Here is a 25,099-nt window from a genome sequence, read left to right as displayed (position 1 = left end):
TAGTACAAGAAGGCATCGCTCTTTTGAAAGAGAATCTAAAGCATTTTATATTTCTTTAATCATTACTAAAAAAGGCTTAATTTTGCGCTGCGTCTGAATTATTGTTCATCCCCCTTAAAAATCGGTATACTAATAGCAGTAGGTGATTTTTTGAAGAGTGAAAAAACGACTGCGATTATGCCTGACGGCTCGCAAATTTATTATGAAAAATATGGCGAAGGACCGGCTTTGTTCCTGTTGCACGGCAACGGCGGCAGCGGCAAGTACTTCTCCCGGCAAATTAACAGCTTCAGTAAGCATTTTAACGTGTTCGTGGTAGACAGCCGCGGACATGGCAGATCGACCAATACTCAGAGTGAAACTAGTTTTCAATTAATGGCGGAGGATCTGCTGCACATTATGAATGCCGAGCAGCTAACCGTGGCTGATTTATTAGGCTTTAGCGACGGTGCGAATTTGGCGATGGTCTTTGCCTTTTTGTATCCTGACAAGGTGGACCACTTGATTCTAAATGCCGGCAATACGCGGCCAGATGGGATTCGACTGCTTCCCCATATTGGCAGCTATATTCAGTACGCCATCGTTTGGCTGGGGGCCTTTTTTGATATCGGCATGCGGAATTTCCTGCCAATTTTACGCCTGCTGTTTCGTGACATCGGGTTGTCAACGGCGGATTTGAAACAAATTACAGCACCGACGTTAGTTATTGTTGGCAAGCACGATGTTGTTAAGACGCAGCACTCTATGTACATTGCTCGTTCGATTCCTGATGCCAGCTTTGCGTTGGTTTCTGGTCAAGGACATATGTTTGCCCGGCGCAACCCGAAACGTTTTAACCAAGAGGTGCTGCAATTTTTATTAGAGGATGGGAGTGATTAGGTGAAAAAACTCATCAATTGGTTTCAAGCACATGCTAAAAAGCTGAAGGTGATTTTCCTGCTGTCGGTCATTGTAATCGTCGGAGTGGAGCTGGGAAATATTGGTAAAACCATCTCCTTTGATCAGTTGGGAACGATTTTCAGCGATATTAATAAAGGGAATATTGTTTTGATGGCTCTTATTTCTTTTGTGGCGATTACCCCGATGTTTGGCTATGATCTTATTTTGAATCGTCTTTTAGGCCAAAAACCGAAGCTGCTTTATTTGCTGGAAACCAGCTGGCTGATCAACACATTAAATAACATTGCCGGCTTTGGCGGATTTATCAGCGCTGGGCTGCGTTCGGAGTTTTACGGCAAGGATTCTTCTGGTAAAAAAGTGGTTCAGGCTTTGTCTAAAATCTTAGTTTTTACTATGTCTGGGCTGTCTATTTTTGCCCTGATTTCCTTTTTCTTAGTAGTGTTTGATCAAAACAACGAGTATTTGAAACAGTATTGGATTTGGCTGATTGGCGGCGGGTTGTATTTTCCGATTGTTTTCGGCTTGAGTGTCTTTGGCAAAGGGGAATATTTAGGGGATTTAAAAAACAAGGATCGGCTGCAGCTGGTGGCTGCTTCCTTCCTTGAATGGACCGGCGTGTTGGTCGCGTTTATCTCGACTGGTTTGTTAATGGGTGTGCAGCTGAATGTGCTTCAGGTGGTTCCCTTGTTTATTGCGGCGACAGTAATCGGGATTGTTTCCATGATTCCTGGTGAGCTGGGCAGTTTTGACTTGATGATGATTATTGGTTTGTCAGCGCTAGGGATCAATCGGGAAACCGTGGTGGCCTGGATCTTGCTGTATCGGCTGTTTTATTACATTATTCCTTTTTTGATTGGGATTGTGCTGTTTATCAAAAATATCGGCACTACCTTGAATGAGCGCTACAACAATATTCCGATTGATTTGCTGAAAGAGCTGGCACATAAAATCGAGAGCTTTTTGCTGTATTTCACTGGGATTATGCTGGTGTTGTCGGCGACGATTCCGGAAGCTTTTGTGCGGTTTCGCTTCCTGCGGCAGCTGAATCCGATTCACTCGCGGGTGATTGTAGTTTTTCCAGCAATTTTACTGGGATTCCTTTTGATTATTGCTGGTCGCGGAGTTGCAGCCCGAGTGAAACGGGCTTATTATCCTACGATTGTGCTGGTGGTTTTAACCGGACTTTATTCGGCAGCAGCGGGCTTTCGTATTTCAACCGGATTGTTCCTTGTATTACTGCTGCTGTTCGTCATTTTCACTAGGGGTGAATTGTATCGGGAGCAACTGGTTTACGGTGCGGAATGGCTGACGATTGACAGTGTGATTATCGGCGGCTTGACGCTGCTTTACATCATTATCGGTGTTTACAACAGTCCGACGATTCATCATCGCCATCACCTGCCGGAATTTTTCTTGTTCCCTAGTGAAGATATTTGGATGGCGGGCTTTGTGGCAATTTTGCTGGTTTCAGTGATTGTCTTGCTATTCGTTAAATTCTTGAAGGGCAAGCGAATCAAGGTTGGTGAAGCGCTGGACGAAGATCGGGTACAGACTATTTTAACGACTTATGGTGGAAATCCTGACAGTCAGTTGGTTTTTTTGAAGGATAAAGAAGTCTTCATTTATAATGACGGCGAAGCGGATACGGTCTATTTCCAGTTGGCAACCTTTAATAATAAGCTGTTGGTGATGGGAGATCCTTCTGGGAAGCAGGCGGACTTTGAAGCGGCGACGGTGGCTTTGATCCAGACCGCAGATCAATACAATTATTCACCGGTCTTTTACGAAAATAGTGAAGACATGGTAATGACGCTGCATGAATTCGGCTATGACTTCATTAAGTTTGGTGAAAAGGCTCATGTTTATTTGCCGGACTTCACCTTGAGCGGCAAGAAAATGAAGGGGCAGCGTGCCAGCTTTAACAAAAATATTAAGCAAGGCTTCCGTTTTGAAGTGCTGCAGCCGCCTTTTGATCCGGCTATTATGGCACAACTGAAATTAGTTTCCGATGAATGGTTGAATGGCCGTAAGGAAAAAGGCTTCTCGCTGGGATTCTTCTCAGAGGATTACTTGCAGCGGGCACCGATTGCGGTGGTGAAAAACAGCGAAGACGAGATTGTGGCTTTTGCCAATTTTATGCCAACATATACCAAGGAAATTGGTACCATCGACTTGATGCGCCACAGCCCTTCTAAAGCTCCTGGTGGAACAATGGATTTCTTGTTTATTAACTTGTTTGAATACATGCGGGATCAGGAAATTCAATATTTCGACCTGGGAATGGCGCCGTTAGCCAACGTGGGCACTTCCCGCAAGAGCTTTATTCAAGAACGGATTGCTTATCTAGTCTACAACTTCGGCTCTCGCTTCTATTCTTTTGGCGGGTTGAAGGAATATAAGGAAAAATATGCGACCGAATGGATTCCGGAGTATGTGCTTTACTCTCGCGACAGTTGGATTGGTTATGTGATGATTGCTTTATTGATTACCGACAACGCGCCGGTGCAGCAGCAGAAACGTCCGCGAGGATTGAAACGATTGATTATGAAGGATTAGGGGGTGAAAAGAATGGACTTAACAATTCAACCAGTCAACCAAGACAATTGGCGGCAGGTAGCTCAGCTAAGTGTCCAGCCTGAGCAAAGGGATTTTATCGAGAGCAATGCGCAGTCTTTGCTGGAGGCAGCTTATGATCGTTCACTAAACTGGCATCCCTTAGCTTTATATGATGGTGATACGATGGTAGGCTTTGCCATGATTGGTGCCCATCGTGATGAAAGTATGTGGCTGGATCGGATTATGATGGATCAGCACTTCCAGGGTCAAAGCTACGGCAAGCATTTTATTCCTTTGCTGCTGGATTATATGCAGACAAATTTTGGCGTAGAAAAAGTTTATCTTAGTGCCCATGAAGAGAACGAAAAGATCTTTGCTTATTACGAACGCTTCGGTTTTATTGACAGCGGGAAACACGATCCGGCTAACGGTGAGCGGATTATGTTTTATTCTTTTTCAAAATAAAGATTGCCTTTTGCTGCAAGACTTGCTAGAATAAAGGAAATTAAACGGACACTTGAGCAAAATCGCCGGGTTTTGCTTTGAGTAGTTGACTATCCCATAGGCCATTGAAGGGGGATAGCAGCTGCTCTCTTTTTTTGGAGGTTGTTAAGGATGAAAGAAATTAGAGGTTATGTAACGCGTAGTGTGTTTAGTACGTTAGGTTTGTCGTTGTATATTTTGGCGGACACATTCTTTATTGCCAATGGAGTTGGCGTGTTAGGATTGACAGCGCTTAACATTGCGCTGCCGATGTTCAATTTGTTAACGGGTTTAGGTTTATTGCTGGGCATGGGCGGGGCTACCCTGTTTTCCTTGAAGTCTGGCAAGAACAACTATTTTTCACAGCTGGTGATGGCTGGGGCACTCATCGGTTTGATCTTTACCGTACTGGGCATTTTCTTTGTCCATCCGATTGCGCAATTCTTAGGGGCAAGTAATGATGCGATTGGCTACACTGTCACCTATATGCGCTTTATTATGGTGATGGCTCCCTTCTTTATTTTAAACAATTTGTGCTTGGCGTTTATTCGTAACGATCAGAATCCGCAGCTGGCCATGAAAGCCATGATCAGTTCCAGCTTGTTTAATATTGTCTTTGACTATGTCTTTGTTTTCATTTTTCATATGGGAATGGCTGGAGCAGCCTTGGCAACCGTGCTATCACCGGTAGTCAGCTTGGCAATTTTATGTACCCATCGCAACTACTCAAAACGGAAAATCAGTTTGTCTTGGGCGATGCCGAAATTCAAAACGATTTGGAAAAGCACCCAATTGGGACTGTCTTCTTTCTTAGCGGAAATGAGTACCGGGGTGAGTATTCTGGTCTTTAACCAAGTGTTGTTGGCCTTGAGCGGAGATATTGCGGTAGCAGCTTATGGTGTGTTGGCGAACATTTTAATTGTCGGCTTGTCCTTGTTCACTGGGGTGGCGCAAGGGATTCAGCCGCTGGTTAGTAGAGCAGCTAGCATCAAGGATGATAAAAGTATTCAGCAGATTCTGCGTTACGGCTTGAAGGTCAGCTTTACTTTAGGTGTGGTTTTGTATGTTGTCTTGTTCTTTTTCAAATATCCGATTATCCAAGTCTTTAACCGGGACAGCAATTTAATGCTGACGGAAATTGCGGAATATGGGATTCCGATTTTCTTTATTTCCCTGTTTGCTTCCAGTTTTAACGTAGTTTTCAGTATCTTCTTTTCAGCAGTAGGTCAAGCCAAGCAATCCTTTGTACTGGCCTTGTCACGGGGGTATTTCCTGCTGATTCCGTTGGTGATTTTGCTGGCGAAAGCCTTTGATTTATTCGGGGTTTGGATCAGCCTGCCGATTACAGAAATTATCACCTTGGGCATGTCGGTCTTCTTCCTGCGTCAATATTGGCAGCTGCAGGTAAAAAAAAGTGATTTGGTTTAAAACAAAAAGCGGCGAATTTGCCGCTTTTTTTAGTTGGATAGAATATTCTTTTTGGACAGCATTAATAAATAATCGAAAAAATCTGTGGTAGCAGTATTTTTTTCATAGACGGCTGCTAACGACCAATAGATCGGCTTCTCGAAATGCACATGCTGAATCGGTCCAACCGGATTGGTTAACTCGTTAATTCTGCTGGGAACAAGAGTAGCACCAAAGCCAACACTGGCTAATTTATACGCTGTTGTGATATTTTCCGTTTCCATTAAGATAGTCGGCAACAGATCGCCGGCTTGAAAAAATGAGTCGGCAATTTGCCGTAACTTCTGCCCTCTTCGCAGTAAAATAAACGGGATTTTCCCCAGCTGTTCTGAGTGGATTTTTTCTGGCAGCTGATTTTTACCTGGCAATATTTTTTGCTGCAAAGCCAGCATGATTTCTTCACGATAAATGATGTCGTAAGCAAACTTATCGTCTGGCGTGTAGTGAGTAGGCGGCGTAAAAAAGGCAATATCCACCTGTTTCTTTTCTAAACGCTCCATTACATCGATGGTCCGGCCTTCGATAATTTTCAATTCCACTTCCGGATAGCGAACCTGAAATTCCGGGAGAATCCTAGGTAGAAGCAGACTCCCCCAATACCTGGTAATCCCAATCTTCAAGCTTCCCATCTTCACTACTTGCAGTTGGGTCAGCTGCTTTTCCATCTTTTCTTCTAGATAACGAATTTCATAAGCTGTTTTTACAAACTGCTCCCCTGCCTGAGTCAATGTAATCGGCTTGGTTCGGCGGTCAAATAGAAATACGCCTAAATCCTCTTCCAGATTTTTGATGTATTGGCTTAACGAGGACTGAGCGATAAATAATTGCTTGGCGGCCTTAGAAAAACTGCCGGTTTCAGCTACAGTGATCACGTAATGATAATTTTTAGACAGCATGTTTTCTCCTATCGGTTTAACAGATACTCTTGATCGTTTAATCGTATTAGACGATCCTCACTCTTGATTATACAATAGAGTTATTAGAATAAATAGGAGGAATTTACATGGATGAACTGCGTATTTTAGTTCCAAACGGCATGTTAGGTTATGGGTTTCCAATTGAAGATTTCAAACGAGGAATGGCGCGGGAGCCTCATGCTGTTGTGGTGGATGCTGGCTCCACCGATAGTGGACCGCAAAAACTGGCATTAGGCGAGATGACCTGCCCTGAAGCTGCCTATGAAAAAGAGCTAGCGATCTTAGTCCCAGCCGCAAAAGAAGCGGGCATTCCGTTGATTATCAGCTCAGCTGGCGGAGACGGCACCAATCAGCACGTGGATTTGTTTGTAGAAATCATCGAAAAAATTGCCCAGGATCAGGGATTGACCCTTAAAATCGCTTCGATCTATAGTGATATTCCAAAGGATCAAATCAAAGATGCTTTACAAGCTGGAAAAGTTGCTGCAATGACCAACGTGTCGGAATTAACTGATGAAGAAATTGAGCAAGCCACTGTCGTTACCGCTCAAATGGGGGCTGAACCTTATCTTGCTTTACTACAGGATAAAGCCGGCTTTCCTGATGTGATTGTCGGGGGACGAAGCTATGACCCGGCCCCAACTGCTGCTGTGGGAATTTACTACGGCTTTGATCCGGCTTTAGCTTGGCATATGGGGAAAATCATTGAATGTGGTGCGATTTGCTGCGTGCCGGCTGGTAAAACTGCCCTGGGTACCTTGCGTAAAGATCATTTCTTAATTGAACCGATGAATCCGAACTCAAAAGCTCTGCCTCATACCGTTGCTGCCCATACGATGTACGAAAAAAGTAGTCCCACCCATTTGCCGGGACCAGGCGGGGCTTTACTGCTAAAGGACTGCAAATTTGAAGCCGAAACGGAGCGAATTGCCCGAGTATCAGGAAGTGTTTTTGTTCCCACTGAAGAGTACCAGATCAAATTAGAAGGAGCGAAAGTCGTTGGCTACCGTTCCATTACCGTGATGGGCTTGCGGGACCCAATTTTGATCAGTCAGCTGGATGATGTCCTAGACTATGTGCAAAAACAAACGGAAACTGAGCTGCCGGAGGAATGCGAACAAAGCCAAATCATTTTCCATCCATACGGTAAAAATGCCATTATGAAAAACTTGGAGTCTTTATCAAACGAGTTAGGCCACGAACTGTGTGTAATTGCTGAAGTAGCTTCACCGACTCAAGAAATGGCACAGCTAATCGTGAATCGTATTCGGACAACCTTGCTGCATTATCATTATCCGAATCGGGTAGCAACTTCTGGAAATGTGGGTATGCCTTTTACGCCGTTAGAAATTCCTTTGGGTAAAGTGTGCCAATTCAACGTCTATCATTTGATGACGATCAGCGATCCGACTGCTCAATTTCCAGTTACCGTTAAGGAGGTCAACTAATTATGAAATTACAAGAATTAGCCCAAGTTATTCGCAGTAAGAATTCTGGTCCTTTCGAAATAACCTTTGATATCCTATTTAAGACGCAAGAGGATTATCAATTTTTTATCGATAGCAATGTCCTGACCAAGGAAGTCTTTGCTGACTTGTATCAAATTGACCCGGAAGATATTATTACCTTCGAAAGCTTTGAGGCAGCGCGGGGATTCAAGATCACCATCCCTCGTCCTTGGCCGCAAGGAAGTGTGGGGGAAAGTGATATGCATGGTTCTCAGCAATATGCCAATCTTTTGACTCTGGAGCTGCCGGAAAAAGCTTAACTGAAAAGGAACATAAATTCTTGTGTGCAAGAATTTATGTTCCTTTATTTTTATAGCCGTAGATTCTAAAGGTGTCACCTATTTGTTCAAAGGGAATCCGCAGTTCCACCAACAGCTGCTTAAACTTCTCAGACTCATCGATAACTTTACCTTCAATCAGCCGGCCTTGGAATCTTTCAAATTTCGGATACGCCTCCAGCCACTGGATCGTAAATAAAACCGGCATGCCCTCTTCATAATAGTTAGACCAGACGCCGTGATAACGCGGAACATTTTTCCTGAAATTACGAATATCCGGTTCAGTTTCATCAGTAACACATTTCACTAAATAAGCAGGTGAAAATGTGAAGTCTTTTTTGATGCCGTATTGCAGCTTGAGCCACTTCAGGTCATTCATCAGCGGAATCAATTGTTTCTGCTCAACGATTTGTTTGACGTTTTTTCGTAAATCCGGGATAAAATCCGGCTGCGCAGCCACGATACTTTTGTAGTTGTCGTAATAGGTTCTGAAGTCTTCCATTGTCTCTCACCCAATTTCGTTTGTCTTTCTTTAGTAAAAGTATAGCATCCTTTCGATAAAGCGATACACAGAAAAAATAGGCCCGACCGGAAAAATCATCCGATTGGGCCTATATTCGTTCTTAACTATTTTTTACCGCCGAAAGCGTCTTTGACTTTGCCAAAGAATCCTTCGTCTTTTTGTTCAGTTACTTTTTGTCCACCCGCTTCAGCGAAAGCACGCAAAGCGTCTCTTTGCTGATCATTTAGGTTGCGAGGTGTGATAATTTGCACGGTTACTTGTTGGTCACCGGTTGAATTACCTCGTAATTTTGGCGCACCTTTTCCGCGAAGTCTGAATTTCGTGCCGGTTTGGGTTCCAGCCGGAATTTTCAACTTCACGTCGCCGTGAACGGTTGGTACCGCCACTTCATCCCCTAGTGCTGCTTGGACAAAGCTTAGTGGCAAGGTGTAGTAAATTTCTGCGCCTTCTCGATCGAAAATGTCGCTTTGAGAAACCTTGAAGACTACATACAGATCGCCGTAAGGTCCGCCGTTTACACCAGCTTCCCCTTGGTCGGCTAAACGCATTTGTTGACCATCTTCTACGCCGGCAGGCACGTTAACCTTCACAGTGTGAGGGCGTTTTTCGTGACCTGAACCATGACAAGTAGGACATGGGTCTTTGATTTCTTTACCAGTTCCGTGACATACATCACAGGTTTGACGGCTCATTACGCGGCCAAGTGGTGTTTGGTGTTCCACGTTAACCGTTCCTGCGCCGTGACACTTATGACAGACAACTGGTTCAGTACCAGGTTTAGCGCCGTTTCCGTGACAAGTGTGACAAACTTCTTCACGGTTGTATTTGATTTCTTTTTCCACACCGAAGATCGCTTCTTCAAATTCCAAATTGATAGAATATTGCAAGTCTGCGCCTTGTCGTGGTGCGTTTGGATCGGCTTGACGACCACCGCCGCCTCCAAAGAATGATTCAAAAATATCTTCAAAGCCGAATCCCGCATTGCCGCCGCCGAAACCGCCTGCTCCACCAAATCCGCCAAAGCCTCCAGCTCCGCCACCAAAGTTTGGATCGGTACCAGCATGACCGTATTGATCATAGGCTGCCCGTTTTTGCGCATCACTTAATACTTCATATGCTTCAGAGATTTCTTTAAACTTATCTTCAGCATCAGCTTCTTTATTGATATCTGGGTGGTATTTCTTGGAAAGCTTGCGGTACGCTTTTTTGATTTCATCATCTGAAGCCCCTTTTTGCACTCCTAGGACTTCATAATAATCTCGTTTGTTAGCCATTGGCTTCCCTCCATCTTATTCACATCTTATGTATTGTATCATAATTCAAAATCAATACGCATATTTTCCCGATATTTTTTGGTGCAAAAGCCAATTTTTTAATGGAAAATAAAAAGCCAAAGCGATGACTTTGGCTTTTTATCGACTGGCTAATTATTTATCATCGTCGTCTACTTCTTCGAAATCAGCATCAACCACATCGTCGGCGCCGCCTTGCGCTGCTTCTGGGTTTTCTTGCGCTTGTTGTTGCGCTGCTTGTTCGTAAAGTTTTACTGTTAAGTTTTGTACGATTTCGTTTAATGAATCGCGTTTTTCTTTCATTTGTTCCAAGTCGTTGGCTTCAACTGCTGCCTTCAACTCTTCACGAGCATCTTCGGCTTTCTTCACTTCGTCAGCGTCAACTTTGCCTTCTAATTCTTTCAATGTTTTGTCAACAGAGAATAGTAAAGCATCGATGTCGTTGCGTAGGTCAACTTCTTCTTTGCGGGCTTTATCGGCTTCAGCATTTGCTTCTGCGTCTTTCACCATGCGTTCGATTTCGTCGTCAGACAAACCTGAAGAAGATTTGATAGTAATTTTTTGTTCTTTTTGAGTGCCTAAGTCTTTGGCAGACACATTTACGATACCATTTTTATCAATATCGAAGGTTACTTCAATTTGAGGGATACCACGTGGTGCTGGTGGAATATCCGTTAATTGGAAGCGTCCTAGAGTTTTGTTGTCGCTGGCCATTGGGCGTTCCCCTTGAAGAACGTGAATGTCAACGGCTGGTTGGTTGTCTGCTGCTGTTGAGAAGACTTGTGATTTACTTGTTGGGATCGTTGTGTTGCGGTCGATCAATTTAGTAAATACACTACCCATTGTTTCGATACCTAATGATAATGGCGTTACGTCTAGTAAAACAACGTCCTTCACATCACCAGTGATTACGCCGCCTTGGATAGCAGCACCCATTGCTACTACTTCATCTGGGTTTACTGATTTGTTTGGTTCTTTGCCAGTTTCTTTGCGGACTGCTTCAACAACCGCTGGAATACGAGTTGAACCACCAACTAAGATAACTTCGTCAACTTCAGATTGTGACAAGCCAGCATCTTTCAAGGCTTGGCGTACTGGAATTTTAGTACGTTCAACTAAATCAGAAGTGATTTCGTCAAATTTTGCACGAGACAATGTTGTTTCCAAATGCAATGGACCAGCATCGCCAGCTGTGATAAATGGTAAGCTGATTTGAGTTGAGCTTACGCCTGACAAATCTTTTTTAGCTTTTTCAGCAGCGTCTTTCAAACGTTGCATTGCCATTTTATCTAATGAAAGGTCTACGCCGTTTTCTTTTTTGAATTCAGCAACCAAATGATCGATGATCTTGTTATCGAAGTCATCCCCACCTAGTTTGTTGTCGCCGGCTGTTGACAATACGTCGAATACGCCGTCGCCTAGTTCAAGGATTGATACGTCAAACGTACCGCCACCAAGGTCAAATACTAGAATTTTTTGGTCTTTGTCTGTTTTGTCTAAACCATAAGCCAATGCTGCTGCTGTTGGTTCGTTGACGATACGTTCAACTTCCAAACCAGCAATTTTACCAGCGTCTTTAGTTGCTTGACGTTGTGAATCGTTGAAGTAAGCTGGTACAGTAATAACCGCTTTTTCAACTTTTTCCCCTAAGTAGTCTTCCGCAAAGCCTTTGATGTATTGCAGGATCATTGCTGAAACTTCTTGAGGTGTGTATGATTTGCCTTCGATTTCTGTTTTGAATCCAGCTTCACCAATGTGGCGTTTGATAGATGAAATTGTATTTGGGTTAGTAACTGCTTGACGTTTCGCAACTTCCCCTACTTGAATTTCGCCGTTTTTAAATGATACAACTGATGGTGTTGTACGGTTTCCTTCTGGGTTAGCAATAATTTTTGCTTCGCCGCCTTCTAACACTGCGACAGCGGAGTTAGTTGTTCCTAAGTCAATACCGATAATTTTACTCATAATTGAATACGCTCCTTTAAATTTTTATCTATATTATTGTGCTACGATAACCATTGCTGGGCGTAACACACGATCGTGAAGTTTATAGCCTTTTTGCAAGACTTGAATAATTGTGTCTGCGGCCACACCGTCTTCTGCCGGCATAGTTTGCAGGGCTTGGTGAAGATTCGGGTCGAAGGCTTCGCCGTCCGCCTTGATTTCTTCAATGCCTTCTTCTTTTAAGGCATGACGCAAGCTTTCCAAGGTCATTTCCACACCTTTTTTCAAGCTTTGGCCTTGATCATCAGCTACTTCGGTTTCCATTGCCCGTTCCAAGTTATCAATGACTGGAATCAGTTTTTTACCTAAGTCTTGAGAACGGTATTTTTGCAATTGTTCTCTTTCGTTGCGGTTGCGGTTGGTGATATTGGCAATCTCCGCTCGTGCTCTCAAATACTGGTCCTCAAGTTCGTCCACTTTGGCCTGTAAAAGCTCTTCTTGTGAAGCTTCCACTTCTTCGGTTGCTTCGGTTTCTTCAACTTCCAGCTCTTCATTTTTTTCTACTTCTTTTTCACTCACAATTGGGCCCACCTTTCTTCCCTTGTTTTGATTTGCATCAGCAGGGAGTAAAACTTATAGCTTTTCTTTTTTGCTTTCTTCGTACGCTTCCGCAAAAGCTTCCGTCTGTTCTTCAGTCATACCGGAATCATCTACGGCGTCTTCGGAAAATTGATCATACTGGGTGTTTTTATTTTTAAAAGCTTTTTCGACTGCCTCGGCTTCTTCTTCAGAAACACCGGACATATCGACAGCTTCTTTATCAAATTCTTTGTCGCTCATTGCCAACAGCTCCTTTATTGATCTGGTCGGTCAAGCGAACGATAATAGTCCGCCAACTTGCTTCCAAGCTCCTTGCGGAATACGTCAATCAAACTGAACATTCGGGAATAAGGCATATTTGCTGGACCCAACAAACCGATTATACCTTTTCCATGTCCCTCGATCTCGTAACTTGCTTGAATCAGGCTCATATTATCAAAAAGTTCATTGCCCAGCTCAGTACCAATCCGAATATGAATCGGCGCGGTAGAAGGCTGCAAAAGCTGCGTTAACTTGCTAGGGTCTTGCATTAACGAATACATCGTCTTGAACTGCTGTACATCTGGATCATGATTGTAGTTGAGAATGTTCATGCCGCCGCTGACAAAGACCTTATCTTCAAAGGCTTCATTCAACACGACATCAAACAGGTGCGAGATGCCGTCGGTGGTTTGAAAATAACGATGCAAAATCATCGGAATTTCCGTCCGCAGCTTCTGATACACCGTCAGCAGGGGTTCACCCACTAAGCGGTCATTGATAATCGCCACCATTTTTTCCAGGTCGCTGCTTTCCACGTTGTCGGGAATGCGAAACACCTGGCTTTCCACGTTGCCGCGGTCGGTTACGATAATCGCTAAGATCTGCTTGTCATTCAATGGGACAATCCGAAAGCCGGTCAGCTTGCGATCCTTCATCTCAGGGCCTAAAGAAAACGCCGTGTAGCTGGTCACTTGAGAAAGAATGTCGGCAGACTGACGAATAATGTCGTCAATCTCGTGGATATCCTTCCTTAAAGAGGAGCGGATTTGATCCACTTCTTGATCTGTCACCATTCCTGGCTTCAGCAGGTGATCAACATAATAGCGATAGCCCTTCATTGATGGGATTCGTCCAGAAGAAGAATGTGTCTTTTCCAACAAACCATATTCTTCCAATGCCTTCATGTCATTTCTAATAGTAGCTGAACTGGCATTGACGCCTTCTTCCATCAATTTCTTTGAGCCAACGGGTTGTCCGCTGGTGGTAAATTGTTGGATGATTAAACTAAGAATTAAATTTTGTCGTTCCGTTAACATGATCTTCACCCTCTTGTTAGCACTCTTTCTTGATAAGTGCTAACCCGATTACTAATATATCACATTGACACAGGAAGTCAAGTAATTATATGCAAAAATTAGCACTCTCGGGTCGAGAGTGCTAATTGTCGGATTCGATTAAAAATTGTTCAAAAACGTCGTTGCCGCGAAACAGCCCGTTTTGCGTTAACATCAAGGCTTCAGCGGTCTCTTTCAGCAGCCCTTCTGCCACTAAAACGTCGATTTTTTCCTGGTAAATGTCTGCCAATGAACAGTTAAATTTTTGCTTAAATTTTTCTTTATTGACCCCTGAGAGCTTCCGTAAACCCAAAAACATTTCTTCTTCAATTTGCGCTTTTCGGGTAAGCAGCTCCTCTTCGATCATGGGCAGCTTATTTTCTTTTAGCGGCTTTAAGTAGTGCTGGATGGGGCCATGATTTTTGTAGCGGAGGTTGCCTAAATAACCGCTGGCGCCTGCTCCGATACCGTAATAATTTTCGTTGTTCCAGTAGACCAGGTTGTGCTGACTTTCAAAGCCGGGTTTAGCGAAATTGCTGACTTCGTATTGATGGCGGCCGGCTTTTTCCATCGCTTCAATGGTTTCTAAAAACATTTGGGCTTCTACCTCTTGATCCGGCAGCTCCAGTTTTCCTCGCCGTACCCAGTTCATAAACATGGTCTTGTTTTCCAGGATCAGCGAGTACAAGGAATAATGAGGCAAATCCAGTTCTAAAGCTCGCTTGACTGTATCCCGAAAGCTTTCCAAGGATTGGCCGGGTAAAGCGTAGATCAAATCAATCGACACATTGGAGAAGTCTTTTTCTTCTAGTAAAGCGATGGTCTGATAGACGTCCTCGGCTGTGTGCTTGCGGCCGATTTTCTTCAGTAAACGATTGTCGAAGGTCTGCACCCCCATAGAGAGACGATTGACGCCGTAAGTTTTCATGACATCCAGCTTTTCAGCCGTTAAGTCCCCGGGATTGGCCTCTACTGTGAATTCTCCTTCAGTAAAAGGCAAGGTGTTGCGCAGGCCGCTTAATAGACGATCCAGTTGGGGCGCACTCAATGAAGTCGGTGTGCCGCCACCCACGTAAAGGGTCTTGCTGGAAGCTGCCGGATATTGCTGATGCAGCAGTTGGGCTTCCTTTAAAAGTGCTTCGATGTATTCATCCACCGGCTGTCCTTCAATAAAAACCTTGTTAAAATCGCAGTAGTAGCAGATGTGTTCGCAAAACGGTATATGGATATAGGCGGAGATATCCTCCGCGCCTGATTTATGTAAATTTGGCATACTTAAGTTCCTTTCAAATAACAAACTTCTTGAGGGTTGCTTGGCAGCATTCACCAAAAGCCTTCCTTACTATTTCATCATCTGGAAAAGAAGTCAAGCTATTGCTTAGTTGCCTGCATGATTTTTTGACAAAATTTATTGGCTTTTTGTTTAGCGATTCTTTATGATGAAGAAAAGTTTTAAAAGGAGGATTCACGCTGGTGCAATTTACAGAAATTTCAATTCATTCAGACCTGTTGGCTGAAGTGAAGGTAATTTATCTCGCGTCGTTCCCGAAAGAAGAGCAGCATCCCTTTGACTGGCTGGTGGAGATGGCTAGGCTTGGAAAAGGTCATTTTGGCGGATTGATCCAAGAAAATCGGGTGGTAGGAATGACCTATTACACTGTGGATGCTGGGATTGTCTATATTTTTTACTTTGCTGTCGACCCAGCGATTCGTTCGCAAGGATATGGTCATCAGATGATGCAAGCGATGCAGGAAAAATATCGAGACTATAAGTTTATGCTACTGATCGAAGAAATCTTAGAGGACGTCGAAAACAAGGAAGAACGAATCCACCGCAAAAACTTTTATCAGAAAAACGGCTTTGAAGGTAAGGATGATTTTGTCGAGGTGTTGGGTGCCACCTTTGAGTTGCTGCATTTGAAGAGCGGACATTCGTCAATGGAGGATTATCGGCAGATTAAGAGGTATTTTTATGCTGAGGTTGTGGATTAGGTTATGGGCGTTTCCAAAAAAGAACAGCCGCAAGAGATTCGTGATTCAAACTCTTGCGGCTTTCTACTATTATACTACTGCTCCTTTTTGGTAACTGAAAAGATAATCAACAGGAAAGCGGTGAAAAGCACACTCAAAACAGCGGTCTGCCAGACGAGCTTGGCTGGGATTTTCCTGTGGTGGCGAACCTTGTGATTCTCGGCGATAGAAATCGCAGCCTTTTGTAGTTGAGCAGCTTTGATCATAATGCGATTTTCAGTAGCCCCAGCCTTGTCACACGTCAGCAACGTCAGTTCTCCTCGATTTGCTTCATCCACTACGGACACCGCAGTCTCGGGAATCACTTGGTTTTTAGTGGTCTCATATTCATAATCCTCACCCAAATAATTGAGAAAAATACGAGAACCGTTTTCCAGCTGACCTAGACTGCCAAACAACAGCTCCGAATAGCCGACATGATGCCCGACAATCACAAAATTATTGGTTTGCGGGTTTCTTTCGGGAAACATCGTCCCGGCTCCTGACAATAAATCCACTGATTCTAGGCCAGCGTAAACTGGTAAGTTCATCTGTAACGATGGGATAATCAGTGTTCCTATCGCTTGATTTTCGGTAGGTGGAGTTTGCCAGACATCGGATAAGGTAATCGGTTGGATCGGTTCGAATTTAGGTTCTTTTAGTTCGGTTAGACTGGTGACTGGTTCGTTTCCTGCTTGGTGGAAAACCAGCATCCAGCCTTTGGCAATATTCAAGCTGATAAAGGCGGTTCCCACGATTAATAAAACCAGCATCAGCAGGCGTAAAGCAATCCTATTCATCTTTCTTTTTGTTTCTTCTGACTAACAAAATAACGACGATTAACAATAGGAAGATAATCGCACCCAGCAAGTAATAAATCCAAGTCATATCTGGTTTGTTTTCTTGTACATCCACATCAGCCTCGTTAAAGGAAGACGCAGTTCCCCGGGTTACTTCAAAGGGCTGCTCAAATTCCCATTTTTTCTGATAGTTTTGCGGATTGCCTTCGTTGTCTTCACCAAAGGTATATTCCCCATCGGTGTCTTTAACGGCATAGGCTGTAGCTCGATAAACATAATTTTCGGCTTCTAACTCCTGCCCATCCAGCGGAATACTGTACCAGAAGGATGAATTCGGCGCCATTTGCATATTTTCGCTAGTTGAGGAGTAGAGTACTTCGTCTTCACCTTCTCTGGTAACTTCCCCGATAATTGCTAAGCCATTTAGATAGTAAGGTGCTGGATTTTCAAAATGCCCTCTAATGACATTACGGACATTTCGTTGGGCAGCTTCGGCTTGGGTCAGCTTCAATTCGCCGATCCCTTTAGCTTCCGATTGATTCAACAATACCGCCAAGGCGTAGGCAAACTTATTTTTTACTGCTACTCCTTGCTCTTCCGACGATTCTTGGTTTTCATTTTCGACTGCTTGCAGGAAAATCCCACCGGCAATAACTCCAGGAATTTCTTCTTCTGGCATTTTCACTTTAAAAGTGTAGACCTGCTGGCTTCCTGCTGGAATGGTGACTTGTTTTTCGTATTCAACTAAATCCTCAAAGGGATGTTTCAAGGAGCTATGTACAGGAATCTCATTAGCTGAATATTCAACTACGCCGTTATCATTGGTTTTGGCGTTAGATAAGGCAATATTCACCGTTACATCTTGAGCGGTGCCGTTGGCCAGCTCTAAGCTCAGCTCTTGTTCCTGCCCCGGTTGCATCAGGACATCGTAATAGCCTTTTTGGCCGGCAATTTGATTTTCCGGCAATACTGGGTTCACGCTGAAGGGAAACTCGGAGGCTTCGGCGAAATCAGCTGCTCCTAAGCTGATAAACAAGGCAATAAAACTAGTAACTAATAAAATAAATGAGAATTTATTCTTCATACTGCGCGTTCCTTTCAAATGAACGGAATTTCCGTAAAATCGGAAATCCCGTCTTGTTTATGTGAAATAGTGTTAATTTTGGGCTGGTTCGTTGAAGCAAAACGGATTGTTGTTCTTTTCATTTTTTCTCCTTTGCTGAAGATCAGTCTATGCAGTTGGTCCTTGAGTCAGTGTCCAAGTAAGCTCGGTGTCATATTTGCCTTTTTCAGGGTTCGCAGTGCCTGGAACTTCCAGCTGAACTGAAGTTTTAGCCTCTTCTGCATCAGCACCGAAGCGCATTGTCCAGGTTCCTTTCCCTTTTCCTGATTCAGCTGAACCGACTGGCGATGCAGTTCCAGGGACTAAGTTGGTAATATCTTCTCCTGCAATCGCATCTTCGCCGTTGCCTAAGTTGATACTATTCGCTGTAATATTTTTCAAGGACAATTTCGCCCCTTTTAATTCTTTTTCTCCTTGTTTGAATTGGCTGCCTTGAGTAACCGTTAAATTCCAGCCGGTATATTCACCGGTTTTGTCAGTTACTTGGACATAGTTAGGGCCGTCTGGAGTCTCTCCGTTGTATTTTTGCAGCTGCGCGTTATAGGTTTCGGTTTTGGTGGAGATTTTTTGGTTGCCGAATTGGAAGCTCGACGCATAGTCGATTGATAACGGGCCGGCCGTTCCTTCGCCGGGTCCTTCTGGGTCAGTCGGATCAACTGGCTCCACTGGTTTTCCCGGTTCTTCTGGATTGCCTGGTTCGGTTGGATCAGTGTCTTGAATAAAGGTGATTTCTCCGTTTGATCCATAAGTTGCCGCATGGGCCGCTGTTCCGCCTAAAACGGAAACACTTACTAGTAACGCTGCGATTAGAATTGATGCCTTTTTCATATATATTTTCCTCCGATAAATTTTTTTGATTGATTATTAAGCAGGTCCTGAAACTAATGACCAAGTTAACGTAGTGGTATATTCGGCTGCGTTAGGAAGTGCACTGGCAGGAACTTCTAAATTACTGCCATGGTCAAAGCCCCATTTCCCTTTGCCTTGGTTTGCTTCAGCTGATACAATCGGAAAGTTTTGGTTCATGCTGTCAAACTTAACAGAGCTGGCTACTGTTGCTGGTGCTGTACCAACGCCTGTGCCGTCAGAAGCGATATTGGTTAAGGTTAATTCGGCTCCGTTAAGCTCAGAACCATTTGCCGCAAATTGTGCGCCTTGTTTTACTTGCAGATTCCAGCCTGAATACAAACCAGAAATGTCGACTACTTCAAATTTATTGCCGGTAGTCATATAGTTTTGTTCCTGAATGGAAATAACTTGTGATCCGAAGTCAAGATCTGAGACACTTTCGATGTAAAGGCCGTTGTTTCCTTCATCTCCACCGCGAGTAAACGTTACTTTCCCAGTTGCTGTCTTGTCCTCAGCTGCGTTGGCTGAAAGACCGCCTAGCATGGTTGTTCCTAGTAATAAACAGACAATTGCTGCATGTGCTTTTTTCATTATTGCTGTTCTCCTTTTTTGTTTTTTACTATTAATAAAAGCAACAATCCTACCAGCAGATAGCCAATTAGATTAATGCCAAAATAGTTTACTTGACCGGTTTGCGGCAGCGTTCGCTTACCGTTGGCAGTTATCCCGTACCGGCTGCCTCTTCCAGCTGTCCTTGGAAGCTCTGTTGAAGTGCGAGATTCAGGTGCCGAATCTGCTGGAGGAACAACTTTGTCTTCTTGCGGTTCCTCGTACTCTCCATAAAACCCGATTTGACCGTTGCTGCCATAGCTGCTGGCGTAGGCTGTTGGCAAGGAGAACGCAACTGACGAAAACAGTAAATAAAGCAACATAATTGAAATAAATCTTTTTCTTTTGAGCATCGCTTTTTCCTCCCTACTCATTGCTAGGTCCAGCCGTCAGAGTCCAAGTCAATTCACCAGAGTAATCCCCGGCATATTGCTGATCAATCGGCACTTTCAGCATTAAGCCGGTTGTCTCAGACCAGGTGTCGCTAATATTCTTAGTAGTTTCGGTATTGGCCGCAAAGGTGTCTGACTCTACCATGCGCGCTGCGCTGGAGATTTCTAAGTCGTCGTAGTACAAGCAACCTGCTAATGAACTCGTTCCACCACCGCTTAAGTTCACCATTAATGGCTTCGTTTCGGCCAAGGTGAGTTGCCATAAATTTGTAGTATAGCGATCATCGGTAATTGTTAAAGCGGTAGGTTGGCCTTGGGCATCTAACGTTTTTGGTTGGGTAAGAGTTAATCCATTTATATTGATTGCGTGGCTGCCAAAGTCATAGGTTGTCGGATAATTCATTTTGAGACTGCCGTCGTAGGTGTATTCTAATTCCACCTCAATACCTTCAGGAGGCATGTATTGCGGCAGCGGATCAGGGTTTGATGATTTGAGTCCGCGGTAAGTGTAACCCGGATAATTTTTTTGATAGCGACTGAAATCCGTATCCATTTCTTCATTCACGCTTACTAAGATTTCTTCCTCTTCCGGTTCTTCTTCGGCGGTACCATGTTTATATTTTTGGTGATGAATGGTCAACACGGCTGCTGTCGGCGGTTCAAATACTACTCGTTGATGAGCATTGGTATTAAAATTTGCGTTAAACCCCTCTTGGCTTGCTAAATGAGTGGAACTTGTGCTCTTGCTGCTGATCGGCGTACCGTTGTAGGTAATAGTCGTATTCCGCAGCGGCTGCCAATTATAGTTTGACGTCTCACTCAGGTTTTGATTGTTCCATAACCGGATTGAATGGGGATTTTCCGCTTTGAGAGTGGTTGATATCAATCTCATCAGAGCGTTGTCGTTGCCGTTTCTTGTTTTAGCAATGTCAAATATTGCGTTCTCACCGATGTTGATTGCCGAGCGCTTTTCCATGTAGATCATCGTTCCATCGTTTCGACTGGTATCTAGGCTATCCGAACGAATTTTAAAGCTGGCATTTTTACCCAAACGAATCTCAGAACCTTCGCCACGCATCATGAGTGCATGACCACTATTATAAGTTGCACCAGTAATGTTCATCTCAAAGCTTGCATCTTCCCCCAGTGCTAAAAGCCCTCGATTGCGGAATTCAACAGGGACTTCCCCACCAGAAAATTCACCGCCGGGTCCTTTATTTCTGCTCCCATCTCCATAGGAAGTGATTTTCAATGTGCCATCAATTTGGGCGCGAGCTCCTGTTCCAGTAAAATCGAGAACAGCTGCTTTGCTCTGTCTTGATTGACCGTTGATAATTTCGACCGTGGCGCTTTTTGGAATATAAAATAAATTACTCGTTTGTCCTTCGTAATTCACCTCTCCATTAGGCCAAGGAGCAGATTGAGCTGCGTTATTCAGTGCAATGGCCGCCGGGGAATAATCGGCGATTGTCCAATTCGGTATATTAGAACTAGAAACGATATTATTATCTAAGGTCACTGTAGTAGGTTCACCAGGTTCAATATAAAAATTGCCATTTCTAGTAATAGCAAAATTGGCGCCCTTCATACCACTTCGAACCAATATATTCGAACCTTCCTTAATATAAATTTGTCCGGCTTCGATATTTGATGAGTTGTAATAAGCTCGATCGTAGGTAAAATTATACGTCTGTCCGTCAAAAGGCGAAATATAATTGGGGTTTCCGCTCACTCCATTTTCTAGGGTAGTCTCCCCAGACAGGATGACTTTGCTACGACCACCTTCAAATATTTGGGTTCCTGCTTGCTTAATGTCGTGAAAAGTATAAACAGAATTGTCATTAAGACTATACGTGTAGCCATCGAATATCCCCCAAGGATTACCGTTGCCTATGTTCAGATTTTGGACAACCACATCGACCGAATTCGTCATCTGGTAGCTTCTTCCAGTAAACTCAATCGCGTAATTGTTTCCTTCGATGACGATGATTCTATTAGCCTCATTGGAAACCATAGTGCGACCAAGACCAGAATAAGTTAATCTGAAATCATTTTTAATCTTAATAACCGTAATATTTTTGCCATCCCTCGAAAGTCCAAGTGCGCTTTGGAACTCCGATTCATTCGTTACTTCACGAACCGCAACATTATCCGCCCCTTCAAGTGCAGCTGTATCCACCGGCAGCTGTCGTTCAGTCGGTCCATCAAGTGTTACCGCGGCTTTAGTCCCTGCCTGATCCGTTGTCTCTTTTATTGCTGCTTCTGTGGATTCTTCCGTTTGACTGGTTTCTTCGGATTGCTCCCCACGATTCAGTTCATCGATTTGATCTGTTTCAGCTGTCGAAGCAATCGAGTCTGAGGTGTCGGTTGCTTCTGACTCATCCGTTGATTCAACAGTAGCGGTTGTTGAATCCTCCGTTTCGATGTCCCGCTGGTTCAGTTGGTCGAGACTGTTTTCCAGTATTTCGTCTGATTTTGACTGCGGCAGCTCTTCAGAACTGGAAAGATTGCTTTGAACTTCCCCACTCTTAGTGACCGTTTCCGCAAATACGGGCGCCACTGACGCGGAAGCAATAAACATCAAACTAAGAATCTTTAGACCCTTTTTCAACTTTCGATTCCCTGCTTTCTTTAATTTTTGCAGCATGAACTTTCGCACCCTTCGCTATCGTGTCTAACACTCGTTTGAATAGCTGGCTTTACTAATCAATTAATAGCGCCCTATATATAGTAGTTGCGCAGCACTTCATCAGTTAACCGATACCCTCTTCCCCAAACCGTCTGGATCATGATGCCGTATTTGAAAAGCTCGCCAACCTTCTTATTAATATTTTTGGTAATCATTGATAGCTGAGCCTTGCTGGAATCCAAGGATTTCGATTCATTGCTTTTCCATAGATCTTGGGCGAGTTCCTCCCGAGATAACACCTCTCCCTTTGCCTCAAACAATTTGTTAATAAAATCTCTTTCTATTTTAGTTAATCTATACAATACCGCGATATTTTGTTTTCCTACTAAATCTTGTTCTTCCTCTATAGTCACAGTTGATTGAGTGACGGCAAACAGCTCGTGAAAGTCTTCAATTGTTGCCGCACAAGGTATCCAATCCTTAATCCCTTGATTCTTCATTTTTTCCAGCCGTTCTACTTTTGGAGGGCTGTCCATTTTTCGAATCATAGTGATTCTACCGTTTAATTTCTCAGCAATTTCTTCCACTTCGTTGTCTGACAAGGTCTCACTCAAAATAACTAGCCAGTGTTTACCTAGCAACTGACTGAAACGTTTTGAAAATTCAATACCATCGGAAAAATGGGTTGTACAAAACACATCGATGTCCATTCTCTGCAGCTTTAGTTGGATATCTGTTTCGTTTAACGCATTCTTGGTCAGAAGCAAGACATATTCAAATTTCATGATTGATCTACCACCTATCGATTTACTTTTTTCAGTGCTTAACAAATTTCTCATTCGCATTCTCAATTAATTTCTGCTTAGTACCAGCTTGACGATCACAGGTTTCGCCTTTTATCATTACAGAACGTTACTTATGTACACTTTATACGCTATTAAATGTTTCTTACTTTCAGCACTTAAGATTATAACTGCAATTATGATTAAATAAAAATTCAGGTTCCATTATGATATAAGCAAAATCTAATATCTAGAATGGTTATTGATAAACAAATTAAGGCTTGATTAACAAGGTTTTCCCCTTTTTATACTGTTATCAAAATGATCTTTTTTTCGATTTTTTTCCATTTTATGCACCGCGAACGGGGTAAAAAATAGAAAAAAAATTTTCCGCTATTCATTTAGCCGTTTTCACTGATAATTTCTCACCAAAATTACTCGATTTCGATTAAATAAATCTTTTTTATCCGGTTTGAAGCGAAATCTTTTTTTCTGCGTATATTTACTTTAAGAAAAGAATTGGTACAATAAATTCTGAAGCGGCAGTCTTAGTCCCGATCCTGCACTATTATTTCGAGACCGAACCATCTGCCCTTATAGACGGAGGAGAATAAACCCATGCTCTCAATATTTTTAAACGAAGAAGCGAGAAAGAAAATAGCTATTTTGGAGGCTATTACTCATTTGGATTCGGGAACATATTCAGTCGCCTATTTAAGTTCCTTAACCAACTTATCGAAACGAACCATTAATTCCTATTTACCCAAAATAAATCGAGATGTCGCTGAATTGTATAGTTTTAAACTGTTAGATGAAGAATCACGCATTACATGGATCAGAAAACAAGTGAATATTTCCGAATACCGCCTGTATTTGGCTCGGAAGTCGCTGGCCTATCGTTTTATTTTGTACGCCTTTAGGTATCCAGAGAACGACTTTGCTGATTTCTGTACTTTTTCCTATGTCACCACCTCCTCAGCTAGGAGAATACTGACACCCCTAGTTGATTTTTTTAAACGTTTTGACATTAAAATTCGCCTTTCCAGCATGAAATTTATCGGCAATGAATTTGAGATTCGCAGTCTTTTTTATTCGGCTTTCTGGGTTATTTCTTATGGGGCTGATATTATTGAAAATGAAAACGACCTTTCTGAGGAAATTGAAGTGTTGGAAAAAATTGGTGTTTTGACCTGTCCTTCCATTAATACCGATGAAGTGCTGTTGACTCTTTTAATTGCCAAGAAGCGGATGGCGGCAAATTATCCGATGCCTTTTTTCCCCTTGGATAATCTGCCTTTTAGTGAAAACGACCGTCAGTATTTAGGGAAATATATTGGCCAGTATGTGACTGATCAACAGCAGGCACAGCAGGAATTTTACGGACTGCTTTATGCAATTTTTCATTCCAACTTTGTGATTGAACCCGACGATCTTCGCACGGAAAAAATGATGGACTACTTTGAGGTGCTGGCGAAGGAAAAGTCTGCGCTGGCTAAGCTGGTAAAGCAATGCTTAACTCATTTAGGGCCAAAATTAGTGGACAAGAAATCCCCGGTACAATCTGCCAATATTCTGATTGTGCTTTTGAAGTTTTTCCCGATGGAACGGGTGATTTTCAACATTTCGGAATTTAAGGTCCGCAGCCAGGATATGCTACCGGCAAGAGGCGCAGCTGTTAAAAGGATCACCGCCTTTGTAAACAAAATCACTCGCCAAATGGAATTGGAATGGGTGGAGGATTGCAGCGACAGTCTTATTTTGTACCTGAATTATGTAGTAACGCCTTTTTTGAAGCAGCATGAGCGAAAACTGAAGGTGGGGATTGCTCCTATGCCGAATTATCCCTTGCAGGTGGAGATCATTGAATTTCTCGCTGAGCTTTCCTTCGTTGAATACAGCTTTGCGAAGAACGCTGCTTCAGAGGTGGATCTATATATTTCAACTTTTGTGAATCATCTGCCTGAGCAGACGAAGCCCAGCATTTTAATCGATTTGAAGGGGCTGTCCACTGAAACCAAAACTGGAATGTTCAAACTTTTGTACGAGGAATATCAAAAAATTAAACGAACACCTTTGGCAAAAAACAGCTGATTGCGAGGTCAAAAATAGGGTAGAGGGGAA

The 25,099-nt window shown here is 43.2% G+C and carries 23 protein-coding genes; 8 read left to right on the top strand and 15 right to left on the bottom strand.

What is annotated here, in order from left to right:
• Nucleotides 1-150 precede the first annotated feature (150 nt).
• From JZO70_RS11260 to JZO70_RS11245, 4 genes are all read left to right on the top strand, one after another.
• On the top strand, nucleotides 151-879 hold the full coding sequence (locus tag JZO70_RS11260) for an alpha/beta fold hydrolase (RefSeq protein ID WP_207673673.1): 729 nt from the start codon (nucleotides 151-153) through the stop codon (nucleotides 877-879).
• A complete protein-coding gene (gene mprF / locus JZO70_RS11255) occupies nucleotides 880-3,456 on the top strand; it encodes a bifunctional lysylphosphatidylglycerol flippase/synthetase MprF (RefSeq protein WP_207673672.1) in 2,577 nt (858 codons plus the stop codon).
• A 12-nt stretch (nucleotides 3,457-3,468) separates the two neighbouring features.
• Entirely contained in the window at nucleotides 3,469-3,921 is a 453-nt protein-coding gene (locus JZO70_RS11250) for a GNAT family N-acetyltransferase (protein ID WP_207673671.1), read from the top strand.
• A gap of 150 nt (nucleotides 3,922-4,071) precedes the next feature.
• Nucleotides 4,072-5,367 carry an MATE family efflux transporter gene (locus tag JZO70_RS11245; protein WP_207673670.1) on the top strand — a complete coding sequence of 432 codons (1,296 nt, stop codon included), beginning with the start codon at nucleotides 4,072-4,074 and terminating at the stop codon, nucleotides 5,365-5,367.
• Nucleotides 5,368-5,396: 29 nt separating this feature from the next.
• On the opposite strand, the gene JZO70_RS11240 is transcribed toward JZO70_RS11245, so the two are convergent.
• Nucleotides 5,397-6,302, bottom strand: a complete 906-nt coding sequence (locus JZO70_RS11240; protein ID WP_207673669.1) for a LysR family transcriptional regulator — start codon at nucleotides 6,300-6,302, stop codon at nucleotides 5,397-5,399.
• A 107-nt stretch (nucleotides 6,303-6,409) separates the two neighbouring features.
• On the opposite strand from JZO70_RS11240, the gene JZO70_RS11235 reads away from it, so the two are divergent.
• Both JZO70_RS11235 and JZO70_RS11230 read left to right on the top strand, forming a co-directional pair.
• Nucleotides 6,410-7,771: an acyclic terpene utilization AtuA family protein gene (locus JZO70_RS11235; protein WP_207673668.1), complete on the top strand. Its 1,362-nt coding sequence runs from the start codon at nucleotides 6,410-6,412 to the stop codon at nucleotides 7,769-7,771.
• A gap of 2 nt (nucleotides 7,772-7,773) precedes the next feature.
• Complete coding sequence (locus JZO70_RS11230; RefSeq protein WP_242703903.1) at nucleotides 7,774-8,091, top strand: DUF4387 domain-containing protein; 318 nt, start codon at nucleotides 7,774-7,776, stop codon at nucleotides 8,089-8,091.
• A gap of 34 nt (nucleotides 8,092-8,125) precedes the next feature.
• On the opposite strand, the gene JZO70_RS11225 is transcribed toward JZO70_RS11230, so the two are convergent.
• From JZO70_RS11225 to hemW, 7 genes are all read right to left on the bottom strand, one after another.
• Nucleotides 8,126-8,611, bottom strand: a complete 486-nt coding sequence (locus JZO70_RS11225; protein ID WP_207673667.1) for a DUF6678 family protein — start codon at nucleotides 8,609-8,611, stop codon at nucleotides 8,126-8,128.
• A gap of 125 nt (nucleotides 8,612-8,736) precedes the next feature.
• Nucleotides 8,737-9,906: a molecular chaperone DnaJ gene (gene dnaJ / locus JZO70_RS11220; protein WP_207673666.1), complete on the bottom strand. Its 1,170-nt coding sequence runs from the start codon at nucleotides 9,904-9,906 to the stop codon at nucleotides 8,737-8,739.
• Nucleotides 9,907-10,059: 153 nt separating this feature from the next.
• Entirely contained in the window at nucleotides 10,060-11,889 is a 1,830-nt protein-coding gene (gene dnaK, locus JZO70_RS11215) for a molecular chaperone DnaK (RefSeq protein ID WP_207673665.1), read from the bottom strand.
• A 33-nt stretch (nucleotides 11,890-11,922) separates the two neighbouring features.
• Entirely contained in the window at nucleotides 11,923-12,447 is a 525-nt protein-coding gene (gene grpE, locus JZO70_RS11210) for a nucleotide exchange factor GrpE (protein WP_430748896.1), read from the bottom strand.
• Nucleotides 12,448-12,501: 54 nt separating this feature from the next.
• Entirely contained in the window at nucleotides 12,502-12,708 is a 207-nt protein-coding gene (locus tag JZO70_RS11205; RefSeq protein WP_207673664.1) for a hypothetical protein, read from the bottom strand.
• A 14-nt stretch (nucleotides 12,709-12,722) separates the two neighbouring features.
• Nucleotides 12,723-13,766, bottom strand: a complete 1,044-nt coding sequence (hrcA, locus tag JZO70_RS11200; protein WP_207673663.1) for a heat-inducible transcriptional repressor HrcA — start codon at nucleotides 13,764-13,766, stop codon at nucleotides 12,723-12,725.
• A gap of 121 nt (nucleotides 13,767-13,887) precedes the next feature.
• Nucleotides 13,888-15,057 (bottom strand): radical SAM family heme chaperone HemW, encoded by a 1,170-nt coding sequence (gene hemW / locus JZO70_RS11195; protein ID WP_207673662.1) that lies wholly within the window; start codon nucleotides 15,055-15,057, stop codon nucleotides 13,888-13,890.
• Nucleotides 15,058-15,257: 200 nt separating this feature from the next.
• Here hemW and JZO70_RS11190 point away from each other — a divergent pair, with 200 nt between their 5' ends.
• A complete protein-coding gene (locus JZO70_RS11190) occupies nucleotides 15,258-15,776 on the top strand; it encodes a GNAT family N-acetyltransferase (RefSeq protein ID WP_207673661.1) in 519 nt (172 codons plus the stop codon).
• Nucleotides 15,777-15,850: 74 nt separating this feature from the next.
• Here JZO70_RS11190 and JZO70_RS11185 read toward each other — a convergent pair whose 3' ends face one another.
• The 7 genes from JZO70_RS11185 to JZO70_RS11155 all read right to left on the bottom strand — a co-directional run bounded on the left by JZO70_RS11185 (nucleotide 15,851) and on the right by JZO70_RS11155 (nucleotide 22,981).
• Nucleotides 15,851-16,594, bottom strand: a complete 744-nt coding sequence (locus tag JZO70_RS11185) for a class A sortase (protein WP_207673660.1) — start codon at nucleotides 16,592-16,594, stop codon at nucleotides 15,851-15,853.
• Nucleotides 16,587-17,678: a WxLIP family cell surface protein gene (locus JZO70_RS11180; RefSeq protein ID WP_207673659.1), complete on the bottom strand. Its 1,092-nt coding sequence runs from the start codon at nucleotides 17,676-17,678 to the stop codon at nucleotides 16,587-16,589. The genes JZO70_RS11185 and JZO70_RS11180 overlap by 8 nt, the downstream gene beginning before the upstream one ends.
• A gap of 147 nt (nucleotides 17,679-17,825) precedes the next feature.
• The gene (locus JZO70_RS11175) at nucleotides 17,826-18,545 is read right to left on the bottom strand and encodes a WxL domain-containing protein (protein ID WP_207673658.1); all 720 of its coding nucleotides are present in this window, start codon (nucleotides 18,543-18,545) and stop codon (nucleotides 17,826-17,828) included.
• A 36-nt stretch (nucleotides 18,546-18,581) separates the two neighbouring features.
• Nucleotides 18,582-19,157, bottom strand: coding sequence for a WxL domain-containing protein (locus JZO70_RS11170; protein WP_207673657.1), 576 nt, complete (start codon nucleotides 19,155-19,157; stop codon nucleotides 18,582-18,584).
• Entirely contained in the window at nucleotides 19,157-19,528 is a 372-nt protein-coding gene (locus JZO70_RS11165) for an EF2685/EF0750 family sortase-dependent surface protein (protein ID WP_207673656.1), read from the bottom strand. The genes JZO70_RS11170 and JZO70_RS11165 overlap by 1 nt, the downstream gene beginning before the upstream one ends.
• 13 nt (nucleotides 19,529-19,541) lie before the next feature.
• Nucleotides 19,542-22,214, bottom strand: coding sequence for a pectate lyase-like adhesive domain-containing protein (locus JZO70_RS11160; protein ID WP_207673655.1), 2,673 nt, complete (start codon nucleotides 22,212-22,214; stop codon nucleotides 19,542-19,544).
• Between the two features lie 74 nt (nucleotides 22,215-22,288).
• On the bottom strand, nucleotides 22,289-22,981 hold the full coding sequence (locus JZO70_RS11155) for a helix-turn-helix domain-containing protein (protein WP_207673654.1): 693 nt from the start codon (nucleotides 22,979-22,981) through the stop codon (nucleotides 22,289-22,291).
• Between the two features lie 615 nt (nucleotides 22,982-23,596).
• Here JZO70_RS11155 and JZO70_RS11150 point away from each other — a divergent pair.
• Nucleotides 23,597-25,069 (top strand): helix-turn-helix domain-containing protein, encoded by a 1,473-nt coding sequence (locus JZO70_RS11150; RefSeq protein WP_207673653.1) that lies wholly within the window; start codon nucleotides 23,597-23,599, stop codon nucleotides 25,067-25,069.
• Nucleotides 25,070-25,099 lie beyond the last annotated feature (30 nt).

The sequence above is a fragment of the Candidatus Enterococcus moelleringii genome, assembly GCF_017377575.1.
Classification (GTDB): Bacteria; Bacillota; Bacilli; order Lactobacillales; family Enterococcaceae; genus Enterococcus_A; species Enterococcus_A moelleringii.
This window is presented reverse-complemented; position numbering and strand designations above follow the sequence as displayed.

Excerpts from the sequence above, each read along its gene's own strand:
- JZO70_RS11250 (WP_207673671.1), top strand. The coding sequence starts at position 3,469 with ATGGACTTAACAATTCAACCAGTCAACCAAGACAATTGGCGGCAGGTA.
- JZO70_RS11245 (WP_207673670.1), top strand. The coding sequence starts at position 4,072 with ATGAAAGAAATTAGAGGTTATGTAACGCGTAGTGTGTTTAGTACGTTA.
- JZO70_RS11240 (WP_207673669.1), bottom strand. The coding sequence starts at position 6,302 with ATGCTGTCTAAAAATTATCATTACGTGATCACTGTAGCTGAAACCGGC.
- JZO70_RS11235 (WP_207673668.1), top strand. The coding sequence starts at position 6,410 with ATGGATGAACTGCGTATTTTAGTTCCAAACGGCATGTTAGGTTATGGG.
- JZO70_RS11230 (WP_242703903.1), top strand. The coding sequence starts at position 7,774 with ATGAAATTACAAGAATTAGCCCAAGTTATTCGCAGTAAGAATTCTGGT.
- JZO70_RS11225 (WP_207673667.1), bottom strand. The coding sequence starts at position 8,611 with ATGGAAGACTTCAGAACCTATTACGACAACTACAAAAGTATCGTGGCT.
- dnaJ (WP_207673666.1), bottom strand. The coding sequence starts at position 9,906 with ATGGCTAACAAACGAGATTATTATGAAGTCCTAGGAGTGCAAAAAGGG.
- dnaK (WP_207673665.1), bottom strand. The coding sequence starts at position 11,889 with ATGAGTAAAATTATCGGTATTGACTTAGGAACAACTAACTCCGCTGTC.
- JZO70_RS11205 (WP_207673664.1), bottom strand. The coding sequence starts at position 12,708 with ATGAGCGACAAAGAATTTGATAAAGAAGCTGTCGATATGTCCGGTGTT.
- hrcA (WP_207673663.1), bottom strand. The coding sequence starts at position 13,766 with ATGTTAACGGAACGACAAAATTTAATTCTTAGTTTAATCATCCAACAA.
- hemW (WP_207673662.1), bottom strand. The coding sequence starts at position 15,057 with ATGCCAAATTTACATAAATCAGGCGCGGAGGATATCTCCGCCTATATC.
- JZO70_RS11185 (WP_207673660.1), bottom strand. The coding sequence starts at position 16,594 with ATGAATAGGATTGCTTTACGCCTGCTGATGCTGGTTTTATTAATCGTG.
- JZO70_RS11180 (WP_207673659.1), bottom strand. The coding sequence starts at position 17,678 with ATGAAGAATAAATTCTCATTTATTTTATTAGTTACTAGTTTTATTGCC.
- JZO70_RS11175 (WP_207673658.1), bottom strand. The coding sequence starts at position 18,545 with ATGAAAAAGGCATCAATTCTAATCGCAGCGTTACTAGTAAGTGTTTCC.
- JZO70_RS11170 (WP_207673657.1), bottom strand. The coding sequence starts at position 19,157 with ATGAAAAAAGCACATGCAGCAATTGTCTGTTTATTACTAGGAACAACC.
- JZO70_RS11165 (WP_207673656.1), bottom strand. The coding sequence starts at position 19,528 with ATGCTCAAAAGAAAAAGATTTATTTCAATTATGTTGCTTTATTTACTG.
- JZO70_RS11160 (WP_207673655.1), bottom strand. The coding sequence starts at position 22,214 with ATGCTGCAAAAATTAAAGAAAGCAGGGAATCGAAAGTTGAAAAAGGGT.
- JZO70_RS11155 (WP_207673654.1), bottom strand. The coding sequence starts at position 22,981 with ATGAAATTTGAATATGTCTTGCTTCTGACCAAGAATGCGTTAAACGAA.
- JZO70_RS11150 (WP_207673653.1), top strand. The coding sequence starts at position 23,597 with ATGCTCTCAATATTTTTAAACGAAGAAGCGAGAAAGAAAATAGCTATT.